Origin of the sequence: Crenalkalicoccus roseus (genome assembly GCF_004761865.1) — a bacterium.
Lineage (GTDB): Bacteria > Pseudomonadota > Alphaproteobacteria > Acetobacterales > Acetobacteraceae > Crenalkalicoccus > Crenalkalicoccus roseus.
Genome location: NZ_SJDM01000005.1, coordinates 42,028 through 63,838, shown reverse-complemented (window position 1 = coordinate 63,838; position 21,811 = coordinate 42,028). Strand labels below are relative to the sequence as shown.

Annotated in this window: 18 protein-coding genes; 5 read left to right on the top strand and 13 right to left on the bottom strand. The window is 74.6% G+C overall.

From position 1 onward, the window contains the following. The first annotated feature begins 42 nt into the window (after positions 1-42). Both ET526_RS06490 and ET526_RS06485 read left to right on the top strand, forming a co-directional pair. Entirely contained in the window at positions 43-1,194 is a 1,152-nt protein-coding gene (locus ET526_RS06490; RefSeq protein WP_135466874.1) for an amidohydrolase, read from the top strand. Between the two features lie 204 nt (positions 1,195-1,398). Next, positions 1,399-2,349, top strand: coding sequence for a 1-phosphofructokinase family hexose kinase (locus ET526_RS06485; protein WP_135466873.1), 951 nt, complete (start codon positions 1,399-1,401; stop codon positions 2,347-2,349). A gap of 30 nt (positions 2,350-2,379) precedes the next feature. Here ET526_RS06485 and ET526_RS06480 read toward each other — a convergent pair whose 3' ends face one another. From ET526_RS06480 to ET526_RS06465, 4 genes are all read right to left on the bottom strand, one after another. Beyond that, on the bottom strand, positions 2,380-4,095 hold the full coding sequence (locus ET526_RS06480) for a Na/Pi cotransporter family protein (RefSeq protein ID WP_135466872.1): 1,716 nt from the start codon (positions 4,093-4,095) through the stop codon (positions 2,380-2,382). A gap of 80 nt (positions 4,096-4,175) precedes the next feature. Continuing rightward, positions 4,176-5,006: an FkbM family methyltransferase gene (locus ET526_RS06475; protein WP_158295512.1), complete on the bottom strand. Its 831-nt coding sequence runs from the start codon at positions 5,004-5,006 to the stop codon at positions 4,176-4,178. A gap of 86 nt (positions 5,007-5,092) precedes the next feature. Beyond that, positions 5,093-5,248: a DUF3309 family protein gene (locus ET526_RS06470; RefSeq protein ID WP_135466870.1), complete on the bottom strand. Its 156-nt coding sequence runs from the start codon at positions 5,246-5,248 to the stop codon at positions 5,093-5,095. Positions 5,249-5,331: 83 nt separating this feature from the next. Further along, the gene (locus ET526_RS06465) at positions 5,332-5,994 is read right to left on the bottom strand and encodes a dienelactone hydrolase family protein (RefSeq protein ID WP_135466869.1); all 663 of its coding nucleotides are present in this window, start codon (positions 5,992-5,994) and stop codon (positions 5,332-5,334) included. Between the two features lie 91 nt (positions 5,995-6,085). Between ET526_RS06465 and ET526_RS06460 the strand changes: the two genes are divergently transcribed. After that, positions 6,086-8,419, top strand: coding sequence for a heavy metal translocating P-type ATPase (locus ET526_RS06460; protein ID WP_135466868.1), 2,334 nt, complete (start codon positions 6,086-6,088; stop codon positions 8,417-8,419). A gap of 12 nt (positions 8,420-8,431) precedes the next feature. On the opposite strand, the gene gorA is transcribed toward ET526_RS06460, so the two are convergent. Genes gorA through gabD form a run of 3 tightly spaced genes read right to left on the bottom strand, consistent with a single transcriptional unit; the run spans position 8,432 to position 11,749 of the window. Beyond that, positions 8,432-9,808, bottom strand: coding sequence for a glutathione-disulfide reductase (gene gorA / locus ET526_RS06455; protein WP_135466867.1), 1,377 nt, complete (start codon positions 9,806-9,808; stop codon positions 8,432-8,434). Positions 9,809-9,816: 8 nt separating this feature from the next. Continuing rightward, a complete protein-coding gene (locus ET526_RS06450) occupies positions 9,817-10,263 on the bottom strand; it encodes a MaoC family dehydratase (protein WP_135466866.1) in 447 nt (148 codons plus the stop codon). A 7-nt stretch (positions 10,264-10,270) separates the two neighbouring features. After that, a complete protein-coding gene (gene gabD, locus ET526_RS06445) occupies positions 10,271-11,749 on the bottom strand; it encodes an NADP-dependent succinate-semialdehyde dehydrogenase (protein WP_135466865.1) in 1,479 nt (492 codons plus the stop codon). A gap of 244 nt (positions 11,750-11,993) precedes the next feature. Here gabD and ET526_RS06440 point away from each other — a divergent pair, with 244 nt between their 5' ends. Continuing rightward, positions 11,994-12,671, top strand: coding sequence for a CBS domain-containing protein (locus ET526_RS06440; RefSeq protein WP_135466864.1), 678 nt, complete (start codon positions 11,994-11,996; stop codon positions 12,669-12,671). A 22-nt stretch (positions 12,672-12,693) separates the two neighbouring features. Here the strand turns inward: ET526_RS06440 and ET526_RS06435 are convergent, their stop codons facing one another. From ET526_RS06435 to ET526_RS06420, 4 genes are all read right to left on the bottom strand, one after another. Then, a complete protein-coding gene (locus ET526_RS06435) occupies positions 12,694-14,868 on the bottom strand; it encodes a malate synthase G (protein WP_204623520.1) in 2,175 nt (724 codons plus the stop codon). A gap of 248 nt (positions 14,869-15,116) precedes the next feature. Next, positions 15,117-16,304: a M20 family metallopeptidase gene (locus ET526_RS06430; protein ID WP_135466862.1), complete on the bottom strand. Its 1,188-nt coding sequence runs from the start codon at positions 16,302-16,304 to the stop codon at positions 15,117-15,119. Between the two features lie 121 nt (positions 16,305-16,425). Then, the gene (locus ET526_RS06425) at positions 16,426-17,403 is read right to left on the bottom strand and encodes a tripartite tricarboxylate transporter substrate binding protein (protein ID WP_135466861.1); all 978 of its coding nucleotides are present in this window, start codon (positions 17,401-17,403) and stop codon (positions 16,426-16,428) included. 70 nt (positions 17,404-17,473) lie between these two features. Then, positions 17,474-18,358, bottom strand: a complete 885-nt coding sequence (locus ET526_RS06420) for a fumarylacetoacetate hydrolase family protein (protein ID WP_135466860.1) — start codon at positions 18,356-18,358, stop codon at positions 17,474-17,476. Positions 18,359-18,564: 206 nt separating this feature from the next. Here ET526_RS06420 and ET526_RS06415 point away from each other — a divergent pair, with 206 nt between their 5' ends. Then, positions 18,565-19,293: a response regulator transcription factor gene (locus ET526_RS06415; protein ID WP_135466859.1), complete on the top strand. Its 729-nt coding sequence runs from the start codon at positions 18,565-18,567 to the stop codon at positions 19,291-19,293. On the opposite strand, the gene ET526_RS06410 is transcribed toward ET526_RS06415, so the two are convergent. Further along, on the bottom strand, positions 19,269-20,309 hold the full coding sequence (locus ET526_RS06410) for an aldo/keto reductase (RefSeq protein WP_135466858.1): 1,041 nt from the start codon (positions 20,307-20,309) through the stop codon (positions 19,269-19,271). The two genes, ET526_RS06415 and ET526_RS06410, sit on opposite strands and share 25 nt — an antisense overlap. Positions 20,310-20,431: 122 nt before the next feature. After that, complete coding sequence (locus tag ET526_RS06405) at positions 20,432-21,691, bottom strand: D-amino acid dehydrogenase (RefSeq protein WP_135466857.1); 1,260 nt, start codon at positions 21,689-21,691, stop codon at positions 20,432-20,434. Positions 21,692-21,811: the final 120 nt, after the last annotated feature.

Sequence of the window (21,811 nt, the reverse complement as noted above, 5' to 3'; positions counted from 1 at the left end):
GCGGGGCTGGCGACGCCGCGGCCGCCACCTTACACCTTGGACATGGATCCCGCCCTTGTCGAATCCCTCACCCGCTGGCGGCGCCACCTGCACGCCAACCCCGCCCTCACCCTGCAGGAGGCGCCCACCGCCGCCTTCGTCGCCGCGCGGCTGCGGGAGATGGGGGTGGAGGTGACGGAGGGCGTGGGCGGGCACGGCGTGGTCGGCACCATCCGCCGCGGTGGCGCCTCCAACCGCTCGGTCGGGCTGCGCGCCGACATGGACGCGCTGCCGATCGAGGAGGCCAATCCCGGCCTGCCGCACCGCTCCACGGTGCCCGGCGTGATGCATGCCTGCGGCCATGACGGGCACACCGCCGCCCTGCTCGGCGCCGCGGCGCTGCTGCTCGCCGACGAGGGGTGGTCCGGCACCGTCCGGCTGGTGTTCCAGCCGGCGGAGGAGGGCGGCGGCGGTGCCCGCTCCATGATCGAGGACGGGCTGTTCCGGCGCTTCCCGATGGAGCGCATCTTCGGCTGGCACAACTGGCCCGGCCTCGCCGCCGGCACGGTGGCGGTGCATGAGGGGCCGGTGATGGCCGCCGGGGCGCGCTTCGAGATCGCCTTCGAAGGCCATGCCGGCCATGCCGCCCTGCCGCACCTGACGCGCGACCCGATGCTCGGCGCCGGGCACTGCATCGTCGCCCTGCAGAGCATCGTGGCGCGCAACCTCGACCCCCTAGATGCCGGCGTGATCAGCGTGACCATCGCCGAGGCGGGGGAGGCGCAGAACCAGGTGCCGCGGCGGGCGGTGCTGAAGGGCACCATGCGCTTCCTGCGCGACGCGGCGGGCGCCACGCTGGAGGCGGGCATGCGCCGCGTCGCCGCGGGCATCGCCGCCGCCTTCGGTCTCGAGGCGGCGGTGGAGATCCGCCCCGGCGTGCCGGTCACCGCCAACCACCCGGCCGAGCGCGACCTCGCGGCGGCGGCGGCGGCGGAGGTGACGGAAGTGCGTCGGGACCTCGCTCCCGCCATGACGGGGGAGGATTTCGCCTGGTTCCTGCGGGAGGTACCCGGCTGCTTCGTCTGGATCGGCAACGGCCCGGCCGAGGACGGGCGCGAGCTGCACAACCCCTGCTACGATTTCAACGACGCGATCCTGCCGGTCGCAAGCCGCTATCTCGCCGCCGTCGCCAGGCGGGCGCTGGCGGCGGAGTGAGGCGGCGCCGGGCCGGAGCGGCGAGGCGGCCGCTCAACAAAGGCGGAAGCGTGGTCCGCGCGGACGGATCGCGCTGTAGCATCGCGCCGAGCGGAACGGCGCGCGGAGGCGCTGCGCATCCTCCGGCCGTTCCGGCCCTCTGACCCCCCTCGCGCATCCTCCGCGCCGGCTCCGGCGTGGGATGCCCCCAGCCGGGACCTGCCGATGGCCGATCGGATCCTCACCCTGACGCTGAACCCCACCGTGGACATCGCCGCCTATGCCGAGGCGGTGCGGCCGGTGCGCAAGATCCGCACCCGGGACGAGACCTTCGATCCGGGCGGGGGCGGGGTGAACGTCTCGCGGGTGCTGCGGGAGCTCGGCGGCGAGACGCTGGCGATCATCCTGGCCGGGGGCGTGAGCGGGCGGTTCCTCGAGGAACTGCTGGACGAGGGCGGCGTGCCGCGCCGCTCCGTCCCCATCGCCGGCCGCACCCGCATCAGCCACACCGTGCACGACCTTTCGGCGGGGCAGGAATACCGCTTCGTCCCGGAAGGTCCGGAGATCCGGGAGAGCGAGTGCGCCGCCGCCTTCGCCGCGATGGAGGAGGAGGCGGGCGGCTGGCTGGTGGCCAGCGGCAGCCTGCCGCGCGGGGTGGCGAGCGACTTCTACGCCCGCGCCGCGCGGGCGGCGGCGCAGCGCGGCCGGCGCTTCGTGCTCGACACCTCGGGCGCGGCGCTGAAGGCGGCGCTCGGCCACGGCCTCGCCCTCATCAAGCCGAGCCGGGGCGAGTTCGAGGCGCTGATCGGCCGCCCCCTGCCCTCGCCCGAGGAGCAGCGGCAGGCCGCGCTCGCCCTGGCGCGCGAGGGCGCGGCGGAGCTGGTGGCGGTGACGCTCGGCCATGAGGGCGCGCTGCTGGCGGGGCGGGAGGGCACGCTCCGCCTGCCGGCGCTGGACGTGCCGGTGCAGGGCGCGGTGGGCGCCGGCGACAGCTTCCTCGCCGCGATGGTGCTGGCGCTGTCGCGCGGCGAGCCGCCGCACGAGGCCTTCGCCTGGGGCATGGCGGCGGGCGCGGCGGCGGTGATGAGCGCCGGCACCGCGCATCCGCGCCGCAGCGACGTGGAGGCGCTGCGCCAGCGGATTGGCGAGGTGCCGCCGCTCTCGGAGGGCGGGTAGAGCGGAGCGCGGAGGCCGGGACCGCCCCGCCTATGGGGCGCGTGGGCCTGGCGATACCGCCGGCCGCGCCGCCTCCTCGCCGTCCGGGGCGCGCTCCGCCTCCATCAGCTCCGCCTCCGCCGCCAGCCGGCTCGGCAGCAGCTCGCCCCGGCGCTCGAGCAGCGGATGCGCGGCGGAGGCGAAGTGCGCGCCGACCCGGCGGAGGTCGCGCACCGTGTCGAGCATCAGCGAGGCGGTGGCGCCGCCCGACCCGCCGAGGCGCCGCGCCGCCTCCCGCTCGGCGGCGCGCAGCGCCTCCTTGCCGCGCACCAGGCGCCGCGCCGCCTCGGCGTCCTCCAGCATGAACACGGCCACGGCGAGGCGGAGCTGCTCCCGCAGCGCGGCGTGCAGCGCCTCGATCTCCCGCATCTCCCCGGCTCCGAGGGCCAGGCCGCGCCGCAGCCGCTTCGCGGCGTGGCGCACCAGGTCGCGCTCCACCACGTCGGCGGCGTGCTCCATGGCGATCGCAAAGGTCTGGATCTCCTGCAGCCGCCGCCCGTCCTCGTCGCCCAGGCTCTCGCGCGGGATGCGCGCGAGGTAGGCGTGCACGGCGCGATGCAGCCGGTCCACCACGTCGTCGGTGCGCGAGACCTCCTTGGCCACCTCCCGGTCCTCGCCGCGGAAGGCCGCGGCGGATCCCTTGAGCATCGCCTCCACCGCGTCGGCGATGCGCAGCGTCTCGCGCGCCGCGTTGGCCAGCGCCACCGCGGGGGTGCGCAGCGCCGCCTCGTCGAGGTAGCGCGGCCGTCCCTCCTCCTCGTCCGGCGGGCGCTCGGGCAGGGCGCGCTGCAGCAGGCGGGCCAGGGCGGGCAGCAGCGGCAGGGCCAGCAGGCCGGTCGCCAGGTTGAAGGCGAGGTGCGCGTTCGCCACCAGCCGCGCCGGCACGGGGTCGAGGGCGTGCAGCAGCGCCGCCGCCTGCGGCAGCAGGGCGAGGGCCAGCAGCGCGCCGAGGAGGCGGTTCAGCAGGTTGCCGACCGGCAGGCGCAGCCGCGCCCGGTCGCGCGCATCGCCGCCCGCCGCGAGCAGCGGGTTGATCGCGCTGCCCAGATTGGCGCCGAGCACCATGGCGAGCGCCGCCTGCGGCCCGACCGCCCCCGCCCCGGCGAGCGAGGCGACGAACAGCACGCCGGCGATGCTGGAATGCGCGGCCCAGGCGATGCCCGCCGCCAGCAGCAGGTTGGGCAGCGGATGGTCGGCCAGGGCGGCGAGCACCGCCCGCAACGTCGGGGAGGTCTCGACCGGCGCCATGGTGACGGAGAGGAGGCGGAGCGCGATCAGCATCAGGCCGAGGCCGATGGCGACGCGCCCGAGATCCCGCGTGCGGCTGCGGCTGCCGCGATGGAAGGCGACGACGCCGGCCAGCACCAGCGCCGGCGCCAGCGCGTGCGGCTCGAAGGAGAGGAGCTGCACGATCAGCGCCGTGCCCAGATTGGCGCCGAGCATGGCGGCGAGCGCCGGCACCAGCGCCACCGCGCCGGCGGCGGCGAAGGAGGTGACCATGAGCGCCGTCGCCGTGCTGCTCTGCAGCGCCGCGGTCACGCCAAGCCCGACCAGCAGCGCGCGCGGGCGGCTCTGCAGGGCGATGCCGAGCGCCTGGCGCAGCCGGCTGCCGAAGGCCCGCTGGACGCCGCTCTGGACCATGTGCAGGCCCCACAGCAGCAGCGCCGCCTCTCCCGCCAGCTCGAGCAGCAGCCTGATCTCGCCCATCGCCGGATCATGCCCCTCCCTGGCCGAGCCCTCATCCCCCTATAGGATGGGCGCGGCGCAAGGGCAGCGGCGCGGGGCGCTCAGCCCCCGCCGGGCGGCCGCCACCGCTCCACCCAGGCGTCGTCGAAGCCGAGCACCAGATCGTCGGCGCAGCGGCGCTTCACCAGATGGTCGTGCAGGAAGGCCAGGGCATCCTCGCGCCGCACCCGCTCCGGCCGCGCCGCGCCGCGGAAGGCATGCACGCAGGGAAAGCGGCCGAGCCAGTCCTCCAGCACCGCGCGCGGATTGGCGTTGCGGTTGCACAGCAGCGTCCAGGCGTTGAACTCCAGCAGGAAGGCGGGGCGGAAGCGGGCGATCGTCTCTCGCGCGCCGTCCAGGACATCCCCCTCGAAGCCCTCGACATCCACCTTCACGAGGTCGAGCCGCTCCAGGCCGTGCGCCGCGGCCAGCGCGTCCAGCGTGGTGACGGGCACGGTGATGGGCCGCAGCGCGGCGCGGTCCATGGTGCCGGCGGTCACGAGCTTGCTGCCGGCCGAATGGCCGGCATCGGCGTTGAACGCCGCCTCTCCCGGCGCGGCGGAGACCGCCACCGCCTCCACCGCCACCCGTTCCTCGAGGCCGTTCAGGGCGATGGTGCGGCGCAGCGCCTCGGCGGTGCGCGGCGCGGGCTCGACGGCGATCACCCTGCCGCGCGGCAGCAGGTCCGCAAAGGCGAGGACGGAGAGGCCGATATTCGCGCCGACATCCATGGCCACGCCGTCGGGAGGGAGAATGGCGGCGGCGACAGCGTGGATCTCCGCCATTCCGCGGGCATGGGCGGAGGCGGCCTGGAAGTAGCTGTCCGCCGGGTCGCCCGCCACGCGCCAGGACCTGCCTGCCAGGGTGACCCGGCGCATATCCCTCGGCTTCATCCTCACCGCCTCTCGCACATGGCGCATCGTTTCGGGCCTTGCTGGCGCCTGCGCAAGGGGAAGGGACGCGGCCGCGCCGGAGAAGGCTACAGCCTGCCCAGCAGGGCAAGGATGATCACGATCAGGAGGATCAGCCCGAGGATGCCCGAAGGGTAGTACCCCCAGCCCGCGCTGTAGGGCCAGGCGGGAAGCACGGCCAGCAGCACGACGATCAGGACGACGATCAGCAAGGTGGACGACATGCCGGCGCTCCCATGCGGATGGACGAAGCGTGGAATGGAACGTCCCCGCAGCGGGATGGTTGCGGCGCGGGAGCGGTCCCCCTTCAGCCGAGATGCGCCGCCAGGAAGGCGAGCGTCCGCTCCTGCGCCAGGGCGGCGCAGTCCGGGCGGTAATCCGCCCGCTCCTCGCAGCCAAAGCCGTGGCCGGCGCCCTGGTAGACGTGGATCTCCACCTCCGGCCGGGCGGTCCGCAGCGCGGCGACGTCGGAGAGCGGGATGGAGCCGTCGAGCTCCCCGAAATGGAGCTGCACCGGGCAGCGCGGCACCTCGTTCTTGGCCGCGGCGATGCCGCCGCCATACCAGCCCACCGCGGCATCGAAGGCGGAGCTGCGGGTCGCGCCGTGCCAGGCGACGGTGCCGCCCCAGCAGTAGCCGACGATCCCCCGCCTCGCTCCCCTCGGCAGGGCCGCGGCGGCCGCCAGGATGTCCAGCACCGTCTTGCCCGGATCTATGCGGCCGCGCAGCTCCCGCCCGCGGGCGATGTCCTCGGGGCCGTAGCCGAGCTCTACCCCGCGCTCCACCCGGTCGAACAGGGCGGGGCAGACCACCGCGTAGCCCTGCTGCGCGAAGGCGTCGCAGACCCGGCGCATGTGGCGGTTCACGCCGAAGATCTCCTGCGCCACGACCAGGCCGCGGCGCGCGTCCCGGGGACCGGCCGTGTAGGCGGCGAGGCCGTGGCCATCGGCGGCGATGAGTTCGGTGGTCATGGACGTTTCCCTCATGTCCCGGCCCGGCCTATCCTGCGGGGATGGGCGGGGGCGTCAACCTCGGTCGCCACCCGCCGGGAAGCCCGACGAGATGCCCCGCCTGCCCTTCCTCCTCCTGTGGGTCCTGGCCGGTCTGGCGGCGGGGGGCGCGCTGCACCTCCTCGGCCAGACGCGGGAGGCCGCCTGGGTCTGGTCCGCCGCCGCGCTGCCCGTGGCCGCGCATGTCGGCCTCGGGGTGGTGCGCGCCCTGGCCGGCGGGCGCATCGGCGTGGATGTCATCGCGCTGGCGGCGATCCTGGTCGCCGTGCTGCTCGGCGAGGCGGCGGCGGCGGCGGTGATCGCCCTGATGGTGGCCGGCGGCGAGGCGCTGGAGGCCTGGGCCGAGGGCCGCGCCACCCGCTCCCTTTCCGAGCTGATCGCCCGCGCCCCGCGCCATGCCGCCAGGGTCACCGCCACCGGCATCGAGGAGATCGGCGTCGGGGCCATCCGCCCCGGCGACCGCCTGCTGGTCCGCCCCGGCGAGACCGTCGCCGCCGATGGCGTGCTGGAGGACGAGGCGGCGACGCTCGACGAGAGCGCGCTCACCGGCGAGCCGCTGCCGGCGAGCCTCGCCCGTGGCGCGGCGCTGCGCAGCGGCGCGGTGAACGCCGGCCCCGCCTTCCGCATGCGCGCCACCTCGGACGCCGAGGCCAGCACCTACGCCGCCATCCTGCGCCTGACGCGCGCGGCGGCGGAGGCGCGCCCGCCGCTGGCCCGCCTCGCCGATCGCTGGGCGCTCGGCTTCCTCGCCCTCACCGCCGCCATGGCCGGCGGCGCCTGGGCGTTGTCGGGCGACCCGGTGCGGGCGCTGGCGGTGCTGGTGGTGGCCACCCCCTGCCCGCTGATCCTGGCCGCGCCGATTGCCCTCGTCGCCGGCATCGGCCGTGCGGCGCGGCGCGGCATCGTGGTCAAGGGCGGCGGCGCGCTGGAGCGCCTGGCGCGCATCCACACCGTGCTGTTCGACAAGACGGGCACGCTGACCCCGGGGCGCCCACGCCTCGCCGCGGTGGAGGCCGACCAGGGGCTCGGGCGCGACGCGGCGCTCGCCCTCGCCGCCTCGCTGGCCCAGGGCTCGACGCATCCCGTCGCGGCGGCGCTGGTCGCGGCGGCGCAGGCGCGCGGGCTGGCCCTCTTGGCGCCGGAGGGGGTGGAGGAAACGGCCGGCGGCGGCCTCGCCGGCCGGGTGGGGGGCAGGCGCCTCGCCCTCGGCAGCGAGGGCTTCCTGCGCGGGCAGGGCATCGCGCGGCCCGAGCGGCTCGGCGCGGTGGCGACCGTGGCCGGCGCCGCCGGCTCGGTCGCTTGGCTGGCGGTGGAGGGCCGCGCCGCCGCCGCCTTCGTCATGGCCGACGGGCTGCGGCCGGAGGCGCCGCGGGCGGTGCGGCGGCTGCGCGCCCTCGGCGTGCGGCGGCTGCTGATGGTCACCGGTGACCGCGCCGCCGCCGCCGCGCCGGTCGGGGCGGCGCTGCGCCTCGACGGGGTGCTGGCGGACCGCGCGCCGGCGGAGAAGATCGCGGCGGTGCGGGAGGAGGCGGCGCGCGCCCCCACCGCGATGATCGGCGACGGGGTGAACGACGCCCCGGCGCTCGCCGCCGCCGATGTCGGCATCGCCATGGGCGCGCACGGCACCGCGGCGGCGGCCGAGGCGGGGGACGTGGTGCTGCTGGTGGACCGGCTGGACCGCGCCGCGGAGGCGATCGCCATCGCCCGCCGCGCCCGCCGCATCGCGCTGCAGGCGATCGCCCTCGGCATGGGCCTATCGGGCGCGGCGATGGTCGCCGCCGCCGCCGGGCTGCTCTCGCCGCTGGCCGGGGCGCTGCTGCAGGAGGGCATCGACGTCGCCGCCATCCTGTTCGCCCTCACCGTGCTGCGGCCGGGCCGCGAGGACGCTGCCGCCCCGGCGGTGCCGCCCGAGGCCGGCCTCGCCGAGCGTACGGCGGAACATGCCGGGCTGCGCCGCCTGGCCGAGCGGCTGCGGGAGGCGGGCGAGGCGGTCACCGAGGCGCCCACCGCCCTGCCGCTGATCGAGGCGCTGCAGGCGGAGCTGCGCGCCGAGCTGCTGCCGCACCATCGGGAGGAGGAGCGCGTCCTCTACCCGGAAGCGGCGCGGCGCCTCGGCGGGCGCGACCCGATGAGCCCGCTCGTGCGCATGCACACCGAGATCGAGGCGCTCGCGGCGCGCATCGGTGCCCTGGCGGAGGTCGCCCGGCGCGAGGGCGCCTGGGCGGAGGTGGCGCCGGAGCTGCGGCGCAGCCTGTTCGCGCTGGAGGCGCTGCTGACCCTGCACCTCGCCGCCGAGGAGGAGGTGCTGGCGGAGCTGGCGGACGGCCCGGTCGCCCCCGATGCGCCGCGGGCGGTCCGCGCGCCGGCGGTGGCGGAGGCCGGCTGACCGGGGCGCGGCCTATTCGGCGGCCGCGCGCACCCCCGCCTCCCGCGTGCGGGTGCGCAGGGTGACGAACTCCTCCGCCGCCGTCGGGTGGATGCCGATGGTGCGGTCGAAATCCTCCTTGCTCAGCCCGGCGACCACGGCGATGCCGATGCCCTGCAGGATCTCCGGCGCGTCCTCGCCCAGCATGTGGGCGCCGAGCACCTTCCGCGTGGTCTGGCAGACCACCAGTTTCATCAGCGTCCTGCGGCCCTCGCGCCTGGTGATGGTGTGGCGCAGCGGGGTGAAGCGCGCGAGGTAGATGTCGACCGGGCCGAGCGCCGCCGCATCCGCCTCCGTCAGCCCGACCGTGCCGATGGGCGGCGAGGTGAACACCGCCGTCGGCACGTTGCGGTAGTCGGTGCGGCGCGGCCTGCCGCCGAACAGCGTGTCGGCCAGCGCGTGCCCGGCCGCGGTCGCCACCGGGGTCAGGTTCAGCCTGTCGGTCACGTCGCCGATGGCGAAGATGTGCGGGACCGTGGTGGCGTGCTCCTCGTCCACCTCGATGGCGCCGCCCTCCGTGCAGCACACCCCGGCGCGGTCGAGGCCGAGCCCCTCGGTGTTCGGCGCGCGGCCGGTGGCGAAGAGCAGCGCGTCCCCCTCCACCACCCGCCCGCCCCTGAGGTGCAGGCGGAGCCCCCCGCCGCTCCGCTCCAGGCGGTCGAGCAGGCAGCTCTGGTGCTGGCGGATGCCCTGCGCGTCCAGCGCCTCCTTCATCGCGGCGCGGATGTCCTGGTCGAAGCCGCGCAGCGGCAGCTCGGCGCGGTAGACCAGGTCCACCTCCGCCCCGAGGCCGCGCAGGATGCAGGCGAATTCGAGCGCGATGTAGCCGCTGCCGACGACGATGAGGCGCTTCGGCATGCTCCGCAGCGCGAAGACGTCGTCCGAGAGCATGCCGAGCTCCGCCCCCGGGATCTCCGGCCGCACCGGGCGGCCGCCGGTGGCGACGACGATGCGCGCCGCGCTGACGCGCCTGCCCCCCACCTCGATCTCGTGCGGCCCGGCGAGGGTGGCGCGCGCTTCGAAGCAGGTGACGCCGGCGCCCTCCAGCATCCGGCGATACAGGCCGGCGAGGCGCGCCACCTCCGCATCCCGCGCGGCGGCGAGGCGCGCCCAGTCATGGCCGCGCACCGTCATGTCCCAGCCGAAGGCGGCGGCGTCCTCGGCCCACTGCCCGTACTCGGCGGCCTGGACCATGATCTTCTTCGGCACGCAGCCGACATTGACGCAGGTGCCGCCCCAGAAGCGCTCCTCCGCCACCGCCACGCGGGCGCCGTGCGAGGCGGCGATGCGGGCGCAGCGCACGCCGCCCGAGCCGCCGCCGATGACGAAGAGGTCGTAGTCGTGGGCCATGCGTGCCGTCACTCCTGCGGCCGTCGCGGCACGACGAGCCGCGGGGTGAAGACGAAGACAGGCTCTCCGGACCCGACCCGGGTGGTGTTGCGCACCAGCACCGTGCCGCGGTCGGGCCTCGAGCGGGAGGGCGTCACCTCCAGCACCTCCACCTCGAGATGCAGCGATTCGCCCGGGCGGACCGGGCGGGGCCATTGCAGGTCGCCGCCGCCGCCCACCACGCCCCAGGCGAGCCCCTCCAGCGCCTGCGTCACCAGGCGCATGGTCAGCGCCGCGGTGTGCCAGCCGCTGGCGACGAGGCCGCCGAAGAGGTGCGCCTTCGCCGCCTCGGGGTCGAGGTGGAAGGGCTGCGGGTCGTACTGCCGGGCGAAGGCGACGATCTCCTCCGCCGTGACCGTCAGCGGGCCCGCGGTGAAGCGCTGCCCCGGCGACAGGTCCTCGAGATACAGCGCCATCGCCCGCTCAGGTGCCGATGCCGCCGAGGGCGAGGTACTTCACCTCCAGGTACTCGTCGATGCCGTGGTGGCTGCCCTCGCGGCCGAGGCCGCTCTCCTTCACGCCGCCGAAGGGCGCGACCTCGGTCGAGATGATCCCCTCGTTGATGCCGATCATGCCGGTCTCCAGCGCCTCGGCGACGCGGAAGATGCGGCCGACGTCGCGGGCGTAGAAATAGGCGGCGAGGCCGAAGGGGGTGTCGTTGGCGAGGCGGACCGCCTCCTCCTCCGTCCTGAATCGGAACAGCGGCGCCACCGGCCCGAAGGTCTCCTCGGTGAAGATCTTCGCCTGGTGCGGCACCTCGGCGAGGATGGTCGGCTCGAAGAAGTTGCCGCCGCGGGCATGGCGCTTGCCGCCGGTGACGATCCGCGCCCCCTTCTCCACCGCGTCCGCGATGTGCTCCTCCACCTTCGCCACGGCGTCGGCGTTGATCAGCGGCCCCTGGGTGACGCCGGGCTCCATGCCCGGGCCGACCTTCAGCGCCTCCACCGCCGCCTTCAGCTTCTCCGCGAAGGTATCGTAGACGCCGTCCTGCACCAGGATGCGGTTGGCGCAGACGCAGGTCTGGCCGGTGTTGCGGTACTTCGACGCCATCGCGCCCTGCACCGCCGCGTCCAGGTCCGCGTCGTCGAACACGATGAAGGGCGCGTTGCCGCCGAGTTCCATCGAGGTCTTCTTGATGGTCGGTGCGCACTGCGCGAGCAGCACCCGCCCGACCTCGGTCGAGCCGGTGAAGGTGAGCTTGCGCACCAGTGGGTTGGAGGTGAGTTCCTTCCCCGTCTCGCCCGAGGGGCCGGTGATGACGTTGCACACGCCGGGCGGCATCCCGGCGCGCTCCGCCAGCACGGCGATGGCGAGCGCCGAGAAGGGCGTCTGCGAGGCGGGGCGGATCACCCCCGTGCAGCCCGCGGCCCAGCCCGGCCCGGTCTTGCGGGTGATCATGGCGGCGGGGAAGTTCCAGGGCGTGATGGCGGCGAAGACGCCGATCGGCTCCTTCAGCACCAGGATGCGCCGGCCCTTGGCGTTCTGCGGGATGGTCTCGCCGTAGACGCGCTTGCCCTCCTCGGCGAACCACTCGATGAAGCTCGCGGCATAGGCGATCTCGCCCTTGCTCTCGGCGAGCGGCTTGCCCTGCTCGGCGGTCATGATGGTGGCGAGGTCGTCCGTGTGCTCGAGCATCAGCTCGAACAGCCGGCGCAGGATGGCGGAGCGCTCCTTGGCCAGCATGGCGCGCCAGGCGGGGTAGGCCTTGTGCGCCGCCTCGATGGCGCGGCGGGTCTCGGCCGCGCCCATGGCCGGCACCTCGCCCACCGGCTCGCCCGTGGCGGGGTTCCTCACCACGATGGTCTTGCCGCTGTCGGCCTGCACCCACTGGCCGCCGATGCAATTGGCCTGCCGGAACAGGTCCGGATCCTTCAGCGGCAGCTTCCCGAGGACGTCCAGCATGGCGTGTCTCCTTCCCGAGGCCGCGAAGATAGGCGCGCGGCACGCCCCTGTCAGCGGCGGCGAGGGCGCGCCCGGCCCGCCCGCACAATTCCGGGAGCGGCCCGGCCGCCGGTTCCCCGTGCCGGCGCGCCTGCCGACATACCCGGCGGGACCTGCGGAACCGTTCCGCCCGGTTGATCCCTATCAAGGCGGCCCCGCGGATCCGGCAGGAGGCTGACGCCCGCCAGCAAGGAGGCCAGAGCGCATGAAGGTCGGTGAGATCATGACCCGCAAGGTCATCTCCGTGCCGCCGGACACGCCGGTGATGGCGGTGGCACGCCTGCTGGCGGACCGCGGCTTCTCGGCGGTGCCGGTGACGGACAACTGGGGAATGCTGCTCGGCGTCGTCTCCGAGGCCGACCTGATCCGGCGGCTGGCCACCGAGGACCCGCCGGAGCGCCGCGGGCTGCTCAGCGCCCTGTTCTACGACCGCGAGGGGGCGGCGCTGCGCTACGCCCGCGCCCATGGCGCGACGGCGCGCGACATCATGACCACGGAGGTGATCACGGCGACCGAATCCATGACCGCGGAGCACGCCGCGCGCCTGCTCGACGAGCACAAGGTGCGCCGGCTGCCGGTGGTGCATGACGGCGTGCTGGTGGGCATCCTCTCCCGTGCCGACCTGCTGCGGGCGCTGCTGGCCCCGGCGAAGGACACCTCGGACGCCGCCATCCGTGCCGCGGTGCAGGCGGAGATGGCTCGCCTGCCCTGGGCCGACGCGCCCTACGTGTTCTTCGACGTGCAGGACGGGGAGGTGACGCTGCACGGCTACTGCAACTCCCCGGCGGTGCGGAAGGGCCTGGTCGCCATCGCCTCCCGCGTGCCGGGGGTGAAGGCGGTGCGCGACGAGATCGTCGAGGGGCCGGTGGCGGCCGGGATCTGACCGGCCGCCGGCCCCGGCGCCCTCAGCCGCGCGCCGCCTTCGCCTCCCGCCGGCGGGCGTGCAGGATGAACTCGGTGTAGCCGTTGGGCTGCTCGCGCCCCTTGAACACCAGGTCGCAGGCGGCGCGGAAGGCCGGGCCGTCGAAGCCGGGCGCCATCGGGCGATAGGCGGGATCGCCGGCGTTCTGCCGGTCCACCACCGCGGCCATGCGCTTCAGCGTCTCCAGCACCTGCGCCTCGCCGGCGACGCCGTGGCGCAGCCAGTTGGCGATGTGCTGGCTGCTGATGCGCAGCGTCGCGCGGTCCTCCATCAGGCCGACGTCGTTGATGTCCGGCACCTTGGAGCAGCCGACCCCCTGGTCCACCCAGCGCACCACGTAGCCGAGGATGCCCTGCGCGTTGTTGTCGAGCTCCGCCTGCACCTCCTGCGGCGACCAGTTGGTGTCCCTCGCCAGCGGGATGGTCAGGATGTCCTCGAGCCGCGCGCGCCGCCCGCCCCGCGCGATCTCCTCCTGCCGCGCCGCCACGTCCACCTGGTGGTAGTGCAGCGCGTGCAGCGTGGCGGCAGTGGGGGAAGGCACCCAGGCGGTGTTGGCTCCGGCCTGCGGATGGGCGATCTTCTGCTCGAGCATCGCCGCCATGGCATCGGGCGCCGCCCACATCCCCTTGCCGATCTGCGCCCGGCCGCGCAGCCCGCAGGCGAGGCCGACATCCACGTTGTTGTCCTCGTAGGCCCTGATCCAGGCCGCGCCCTTCATGTCGTTCTTGCGGATGACGGCGCCAGCTTCCATGGAGGTGTGGATCTCGTCGCCGGTGCGGTCGAGGAAGCCGGTGTTGATGAACACCACCCGGTCCTTCGCGGCGCGGATGCACTCCTTCAGGTTCACGGTGGTGCGCCGCTCCTCGTCCATGATGCCGATCTTGAGGGTGGCGCGGGGCAGGCCGAAGGCGTCCTCGACGCGGGCGAACAGCTCGTCGGCCCAGGCGACCTCCTCCGGCCCGTGCATCTTGGGCTTCACGATGTAGACGCTGCCGGCGCGGCTGTTGTGGCCCTTGCGCGGGCCGCGCAGGTCGTGCAGCGCGATCGCCACGGTGCACATGGCGTCGAGGATGGTCTCCGGCGTCTCGGCGCCGTCCAGCGTCACCACGTCCGTCATCATGTGGTGGCCGACATTGCGCACCAGCATCAGCGAGCGGCCGTGCAGCGTGAGGCCGCCGCCGCCCGGGCGCACATAGACGCGGTCCGGGTTCAGGCGGCGGGTCATGGTCCGGCCGCCCTTCTCGAAGCTCGCCTCCAGCGTGCCGTTCATCAGGCCGAGCCAGTTGCGGTAGACGAGGACCTTGTCCTCGGCGTCCACCGCGGCGACCGAATCCTCGGCGTCCATGATGGTGGTGACGGCGCTTTCCAGCACCACGTCGGCGATGCCGGCCGGGTCGTCCTTGCCGATCGGGTGGTCGCGGTCGAGGCGGATCTCGACGTGCAGGCCGTGGTTCACCAGCAGCACCGCCGAGGGCGCGGCGGCATCGCCCTGGTAGCCGACGCACTGGCCGGGCCGCGCCAAGCCCACCTTGCGCCCGTCCCGCAGCGTCACCTCCAGCGCGCCGCGCACGAGGGCATAGCCGGCGGCATCGGCGTGGCTGGCCCCGCCGGCGAGCGGCGCCGCCTGGTCGAGCACCTGGCGCGCGCGGGCGATCACCTTCTCCCCGCGCGTCGGGTTGTAGCCCGGCCCGCGCGCCGCGCCCTCCGCCTCCGGGATCGCGTCGGTGCCGTAGAGGGCGTCGTACAGGCTGCCCCAGCGGGCATTCGCCGCGTTCAGCGCGTAGCGGGCGTTGGAGACGGGCACGACGAGCTGCGGCCCGGCGATCTCGGCGATCTCGGCATCCACGTTGGTGGTGCCGATCTGGAAGTCCGGCCCCTCCGGCAGCAGGTAGCCGATCTCCCGCAGGAAGGCGGTGTAGGCGGCGAGGTCCACGGGCCTCGCCGGGTGGCGGCGGTGCCAGTCGTCGAGGCGCGCCTGAAGCTCGTCCCGCCTGCGCAGCAGCGCCGCGTTGCGCGGTGCGAGGTCGCGCAGGATCGCGGCGTAGGCGGACCAGAAGCGGTCGGGGGAGACGCCGGTGCCCGGCAGGGCCTCCCGTTCCATGAAGTCGTGCAGCAGGCGGGCCACCTTCAGGCCCGCGACCTCCACCGTATCAGACACTGCCGGTCCTCCCGCGCGTGGAACAGCCCCTGGCGAGGGGCATCGGACTTCCTTCAGGCTTCCTAGAGCAGATTGCGGAGGGCTGGAAACAGCCCGGAGCGTGGCTCCGCCCCACGAGCAGGGAGCCCGAGCCGTTGCCGTGATCACGGCGCGCAGAAGCGGCATCCTCCATGGCGCAGGCGTCAGGACTGCGAAGCGGGCACTTGGCAGGGAGGGACGCGCCCCCTCCGGGGCGAGGGGGCGCGACGCTACACCCCGGCCCGGTCCAGCCGCAGGATCGCCCGCGCCAGCGCCTGGGCGCGCGGCACCATGGTGGCGACCTCCAGATACTCCTCCGGGCTGTGCGCCTTGCCGCCCACCGGCCCGACGGCGCAGAGCGTCGGCGCGCCGACCGCGGCGGTGAAGCCGGAATCGGCGCAGCCGCCGCTGAACTCCCCCTTGACGGCAAGGCCGCTCTCCGCCGCCGCGGCGCGGTAGGCCTCGAACAGGCGGGCGCTGGCCGCGTTCTGGGTCAGGGGCAGGAACTCGCCGCGGACGGTCAGCCTCGCCCGGGTGCCGGGAACGAAGGATCTCGCCACGATGTCGTGGATCTTCCCCATGATCTCATCGCGGTCGGCGGGCTCGACATAGCGCAGATCCACCTGGCCCTGGGCCCAGGGCGCCACGGTGTTCACGCTCTGCCCACCCGAGACCAAGCCGACGTTGAGCGTGATGCCGCGCCTGAGGTCGGTCAGCGCGTGGATCGCCTGGATCTTGCGTGCCAGCTCCTCGATGGCGCTGATCCCCGCCTCGAAATTGCCGCCCGAATGCGCCGCCTTGCCCTCGATGTCGAACACCGAGAACACGCCGCCCTTGCGCCCGGTGACGACGCCGCCGGAGGGCCGCCCCGGCTCGCTGTTGAACACGACGCGCGCCTCGCGCGCCGTGGCCTCGATCACCTCGCGCCCCTCGGGGCTGCCGATCTCCTCGTCGCCGGTGAACAGGCCGAGCAGCGGCCCGGGCGCGCCGCCGAATTTGCGGAAGGCGGCGAGGACGAACATGTTCATCACCAGCCCCGCCTTCATGTCGGCGACGCCGGGACCGTAGGCGATGCCGCCCTCCATCCGGAAGGGGCGGCGCTGCGGCTCGCCCCTCGGGAAGACCGTGTCGCGGTGGCCCATCAGCACGATGCTGCGGCGCATGTTGCCGCCGCCCGGCGCCTCCCCGCCCTCGACCCGCGCCTTCAGGCAGTCCCCGTGGCGCTCCCGCGGCACCACCTCCACCGGGATGCCGTGCCGGTCGCAGAAGTCGCGGATCTGCGCGCCCACCGCGTCCACACCGGCCTTGTCGTAGCTGCCGCCGTCGGTGTTCACCATGCGCTCCAGCTCGGAGAGCATCGCCTCCTGCTGGGTGGCGAGCCAGGCGGTGATCTTGGCCTCGGTGCTGTCGGCGGTCATGCGGCCCCTCGTCGCGGCGGAAGGTGGCCAGCCTGTGCCGCCCTCCCCGTCCTGGCAAGCCCTCCGGCCGGGCCCTCATGCCGGCGGCCGCATCCGCCGACCCGCGCGGCCGCCGGCCGTGTCAGTCTATCCGCCCGATACGCCGCACCGCGCGCTGCAGCCGCTCGGCGTCGGCGCGGAAGAAGCGCTCGAATTCCTCGCCGTCGCGGTAGTCGAGGGTGTTGCCCGAGGCGGCGAGCGCCCGCTGCACCTCCGGGTCGCGCGCCACCGCCGAGAGGCTCTCGCGCAGCCTGGCGAGCACCGGCGCCGGGGTGCCGGCGGGGGCGAAGACGCCGGCCCAGATGTAGTACTCGGCCTCCGGGAAGCCCTTCTCGATCAGCGTCGGCACCTCCTCGTAGCCGGGGATCCGCCGCGCACCCCAGGAGGCGAGCACGCGCAGCCGCCCCTCGCGCACATGGGGCGCGATCGGGCCCGGGCCGGAGGCCATGGCCTCCACCTGGCCGCCGATCAGCGCCGTCAGCGCCGGCGCGCCGCCCTGGAAGGGCACGTGCAGCAGGTCGATTCCCGCCGCCGTGGTCAGCATCGCCATCGGCACGTGCAGCGCCGAGTAGTTGCCCGAGGAGGAGTAGCTGATCGCCCCCGGCCGCCGCTTCGCGTCGGCAATGAACTCCTCCAGCGTCCGCCAGGGCGCGCCGGCGGGCACCACCAGCAGCGTCGGGTCGGCGGTGAACAGCGCCACGGGGGTGAGCTGGTCCAGCTCGTAGGCGGGCTGACGGCCGAACAGCCGCGCCGCCTCGGGCAGCATGGCAAGGGAGGACAGGGCCATCAGCAGCGTGTGCCCGTCTGGCGCGGCGCGGGCGACCGCGGCGTTGCCGATCTCGCCCGCGGCGCCGGCGCGGTTCACCACCGGCACCGGCTGGCGCCACAGCCGCTCCAGCCCCGCCGCCACCGGGCGCGCCACCACATCCGCCTGCCCGCCCGGCGGGAAGGCGACCACCATCTGCACCGGCCGGGTCGGCCAGGCGACGTCCTGCGCCGCGGCGGGGCGCGCCGCCAGCGGCAGGGCGGCGGCGGCGCCGAGGAATCCGCGTCGGTTCATGGCATTCGCTCCCACTCGTTCCGCTGCCATGTGCCGCAGCCGCCGCCCGCCGTCCAGCGGCGCCGGGGCCTCAGGCGACCGGGTTCTCCAGCACGCCGATGCCCTCCACCTCGATCCGCACCACGTCGCCGGCGCGCAGGAAGCGCGGCGGGCTGAAGCCGATGCCGACACCGGCCGGGGTGCCGGTGGCGATGATGTCGCCGGGCTCCAGCGTGATGCCGGCGCTGATGGTCTCGATTAGGGTCGGGATGTCGAAGATCAGGTCGGCAAGCGGCGCATCCTGGCGCAGCTCGCCGTTCACCCAGGTGCGCAGCCTGAGCCGCGCCGGGTCCGGCACCTCGTCGGCGGTGAGGATGGCCGGGCCCATCGGGCAGAAGCCGTCGATCCCCTTGCCGAGGATCCATTGCCGGTGCCGGTGCTGCAGGGTGCGCGCGGTGACGTCGTTGACGATGGTGTAGCCGAAGACGTGCGCCAGTGCCTCCGCCCGGCGGATGCCGCGCCCGGCGCGGCCGATCACCACCGCGACCTCCCCCTCGTAATCCACCGAGGCGGTGGGATCGAGATGCGCGGGGATGGGCTCGCCCGGGCCGATCACCGCCGTGGGGGGCTTGGAGAACACCACCGGCGCCTCCGGCACCACCTCCTTCGCCGTGGCGTCGAAGCCGGAGCCCGCGAACTCCTTCGCGTGCTCGTGGTAGTTCTTGCCGACGCAGAAGATGTTCTTGGCCGGGCGGGGGATCGGCGCGCAGGGCACGGCTCCCGGCGCCACCGGGGCGCGGTCGGCCGCCGCGCGGGCCTGGCGCAGCGCCGCCTCGCCACCGGCGATCAGGGCGGCGAGGCTGGTGCCGGCGAGGGCCGGGTCGGCCGCCCCCAGGTCGAGCACCGCGCCATCGGCGCGCAGCGCGCCGAGCCTCGCTGCCGCCCCGCCATCCTGCCTGAAGGTCACCAGACGCATCCCGACACCTCCGCCGCTTCGGTCCGGGGGAGAAAGCAGGTCGGGCGCCGCCTGGCCAGGGGGAGCGGGGCGGCCGTGGGTCGGGCCGGGTCCGGGGAGTGGGCACGGGCCCGGAGTTTGGTTGTATTCTTATGGACTTTTTCTCTTTACGGTTTATAGCTCCCTGAACAATATATTTTGCTATCGCAAGGGAGTCCCGCGGCCGCATGTCGCGCCAATGGTCGGTGCTGATCGTGGAGGACGAGGCGCGCGTGGCCGCCACGATGAGCGCGGCCCTGCAGCGGGAAGGGTTCGAGGCCGAGGCCGTCTCTTCCCTCGAGGAGGGCCTGCTGCGCCTGCCCCAGAAGAGCTGGCGGATCGCCCTCGTCGATCTCGGCCTGCCGGACGGGAGTGGCCTGCATTTCGTGCGCAAGGCGGCCAGCCGGCCCGGCCTCGGCGTGATCATCGTCACCGGCCGGGGCGAGGAGACGGAGCGGGTGGTCGGCCTCGAGGTGGGCGCCGACGACTACATGACCAAGCCCTTCTCCATGCGCGAGTTGATCGCCCGGGTCCGGGCGCTGCAGCGGCGGCTGGACGCGCAGGACCAGGCCCGCGCGGCGGCGGCCGCCACTCCCGCCCCCGCCCCGCGGACATGGCGGCTCGCCGGCGTCCTGCTCGATCCGGCGCGGCTGCGGCTGGTCGGGCAGGACGGGCGGGAGCAGCGGCTGACCGGGGCCGAGGGCGGGCTGCTCTCCCTCCTGCTCGAGGCCGCGGATCAGGGCGTGGAGCGCACCGTCATCGCCGAGCGCGTTCTCGGCCACCGGCTGCTGCCGCAGCAGCGCGGCATCGACCAGCTCGCCTCCTCCCTCCGGCACAAGCTGGACGAGGCCTCGGCCGGCCGGATCCGGATCGTGGCGCTGCGCGGGCGTGGCTACCGGCTGGTCTGGCCGGACTGAGCCTCCGCCCGCGCCGCGACGACCCGCCCCTCGACCGGGTATTGCGGATCGTTGTAGCCGGGCGTCGAGGGGTGTCCGGGCGCCACCAAACTGTCCACCAGCGCCTCGTCCTCCGCGGTGAGGCGGAAGGCGAGCGCGGCCAGGTACTCCTCGAGCTGCCGCTCGGTCCGCGGCCCCAGGATGGCGCCCGTGACCAGCGCGTTGTTCAACACCCAGGCGATGGCGAAGGCGACCGGCGTGGTGCCGCGCGCCTCGGCATGGGCGGCGACGCGCTGCGCGATGGCGAGCGATTCCTCGCGCCATTCGGTCTCCATCATGCGCCGGTCGGCGCGTGCGGCGCGGCTCCCCTCGGGCGGCGGCGCGCCGGGACGGTACTTCGCCGCCAGCACGCCGCGCGCCAGCGGGCTGTAGGGGAAGACGCCGAGGCCGTGATGCGCCGCGGCCGGGATCTGCTCCACCTCCGCCTGCCGGTTCATGATGTTGTAGAGGGGCTGCGACACCACCGGCCGGTCCAGTCCCATCCGGTCGCAGAGGCTGCACGCCTCGGCGATGCGCCAGGAGCGGAAATTGGACAGGCCGAAATGCCGGATCTTGCCCGCGCGCACCAGGTCGGCGAGGGCGCCCACCGTCACGTCCAGGGGCGTGCCGGGATCCTCCCGGTGCAGGTAGAGGATGTCCAGATAATCGGTGCGCAGCCGGCGCAGGCTGGCCTCCGCGCCCTGCAGGATCCGGCGGCGCGACAGGCCGCGCTCGTTCGGGCCCGGGCCCGTCGGATTGCCGATCTTGGTCGCCACCACCCAGGCGTTGCGCCCGCCGGCGATCGCCTCCCCCACCACCTCCTCCGAGGCGCCGGCGTTGTAGACGTCGGCCGTGTCGAGGAAGTTGATCCCCGCCTCCCGCGCGCGGGCGATGATGCGCCGGCTGTCGGCGGCGCTGGTCACGCCGCCGAACATCATGGCGCCGAGGCAGAGCCGGCTGACGGTGATGCCGCTGCGGCCGAGGATGCGATACTCCATGGTGCCCCTTCCCTCCTCCGGCGCAGCCTATACCGGATCGCGCGAAGCGCCGCCGCCATCGGGCGGCCCGGCCGGCTCCCTCCGCGGCCATTGCGGCGAGGAAGGGGCGCCGCGCCGCCTCGCTACGCCGCGGCGTAGCGGCCGAGGGCGAGGTCGGCGTGCTCGATCTCCGGCCGACGGCCGGTGACGAGATCCGCCAGCAGCCGGCCGGAGCCGCAGGCCATGGTCCAGCCCAGCGTGCCATGGCCGGTGTTGAGGAACAGGTTCGCGTAGCGGGTGCCGCCCACCACCGGCGTGCCGTCCGGCGTCATCGGCCGCAGCCCGGTCCAGAAGCTGGCCCGTCCCAGGTCGCCGCCCCGCGGGAACAGGTCGGCGACCGAGTGCTCGAGCGTCGCCCGCCGCGGCCGGCGCAGCCGCAGCGAGAAGCCGGCGAGTTCCGCCGTGCCGCCGACCCGGATGCGGTCGCCGAGGCGGGTGATCGCCACCTTGTAGGTCTCGTCCATCACGGTGGAGACGGGCGCGGCCGCCTCCTCCACGATCGGTAGGGTAAGGGAGTATCCCTTCACCGGATAGACCGGCACCGGAACGCCGATCGGCCGCAGCAGCGCCGGCGAGTAGCTGCCCATCGCCACCACGTAGCGGTCGGCGGCGAACTCGCCCTGGTCGGTGACGACGCCGGCGACATGGCCTGCCTCGGTGCGCAGGGCGCGCACAGTGACGCCGTAGCGGAAGCGCACCCCCGCCGCCGCGGCGAGGCCGGCGAGGCGCTGCGTGAACAGGTGCGCATCCCCCGTCTCGTCGCCCGGCAGGCGCAGCCCGCCGACGAATTTGCCGGCCACGCGGCCGAGCGCCGGCTCCGCCGCCACGCAGCCGGCGGCGTCCAGCACCTCGTAGGGAACGCCGAAGGCGTCGAGCACCCTGGTGTCGGCACCGACACCGTCGAGCTGCTTCTGGGTGCGGAAGAGCTGCAGCGTGCCGCGGCTGCGCTCGTCATAGGCGATGCCGGTCTCGGTCCGCAGGTCGCGCAGGCAGTCGCGGCTGTACTCCGCCAGGCGCACCATGCGGGTCTTGTTCCGGACGTAGGCGGCCTCGGTGCAATTGGCCAGCATCCGCGCCAGCCAGCGGTAGAGGCCGCCATCGGGCAGCGGCCAGAGCACCAGCGGCCGGTGGCGCATCATCAGCCAGCGCAGCGCCTTGACCGGGATGCCGGGGCCCGCCCAGGGCGCGGAGTAGCCGGGCGAGACCTGGCCGGCATTGGCGAAGCTGGTCTCCATGCCGGGGCCGGGCTGGCGGTCGAGGACCGTCACCTCATGGCCCGCCCTGGCCAGGTACCAGGCGCTGGTCACGCCGACCACGCCGCTGCCGAGCACCAGAACCCGCATCGCCGCCTCCCGGGTGTTCCAGAACCGAGCCTAGTCGGCAGGTATGGCGAATTTCCCGCCCTTGTGGCGCAGGATTGGCGGCCGGGGCGCGGTCTGTGGCATTTTCTGCGCGAGTTTCGC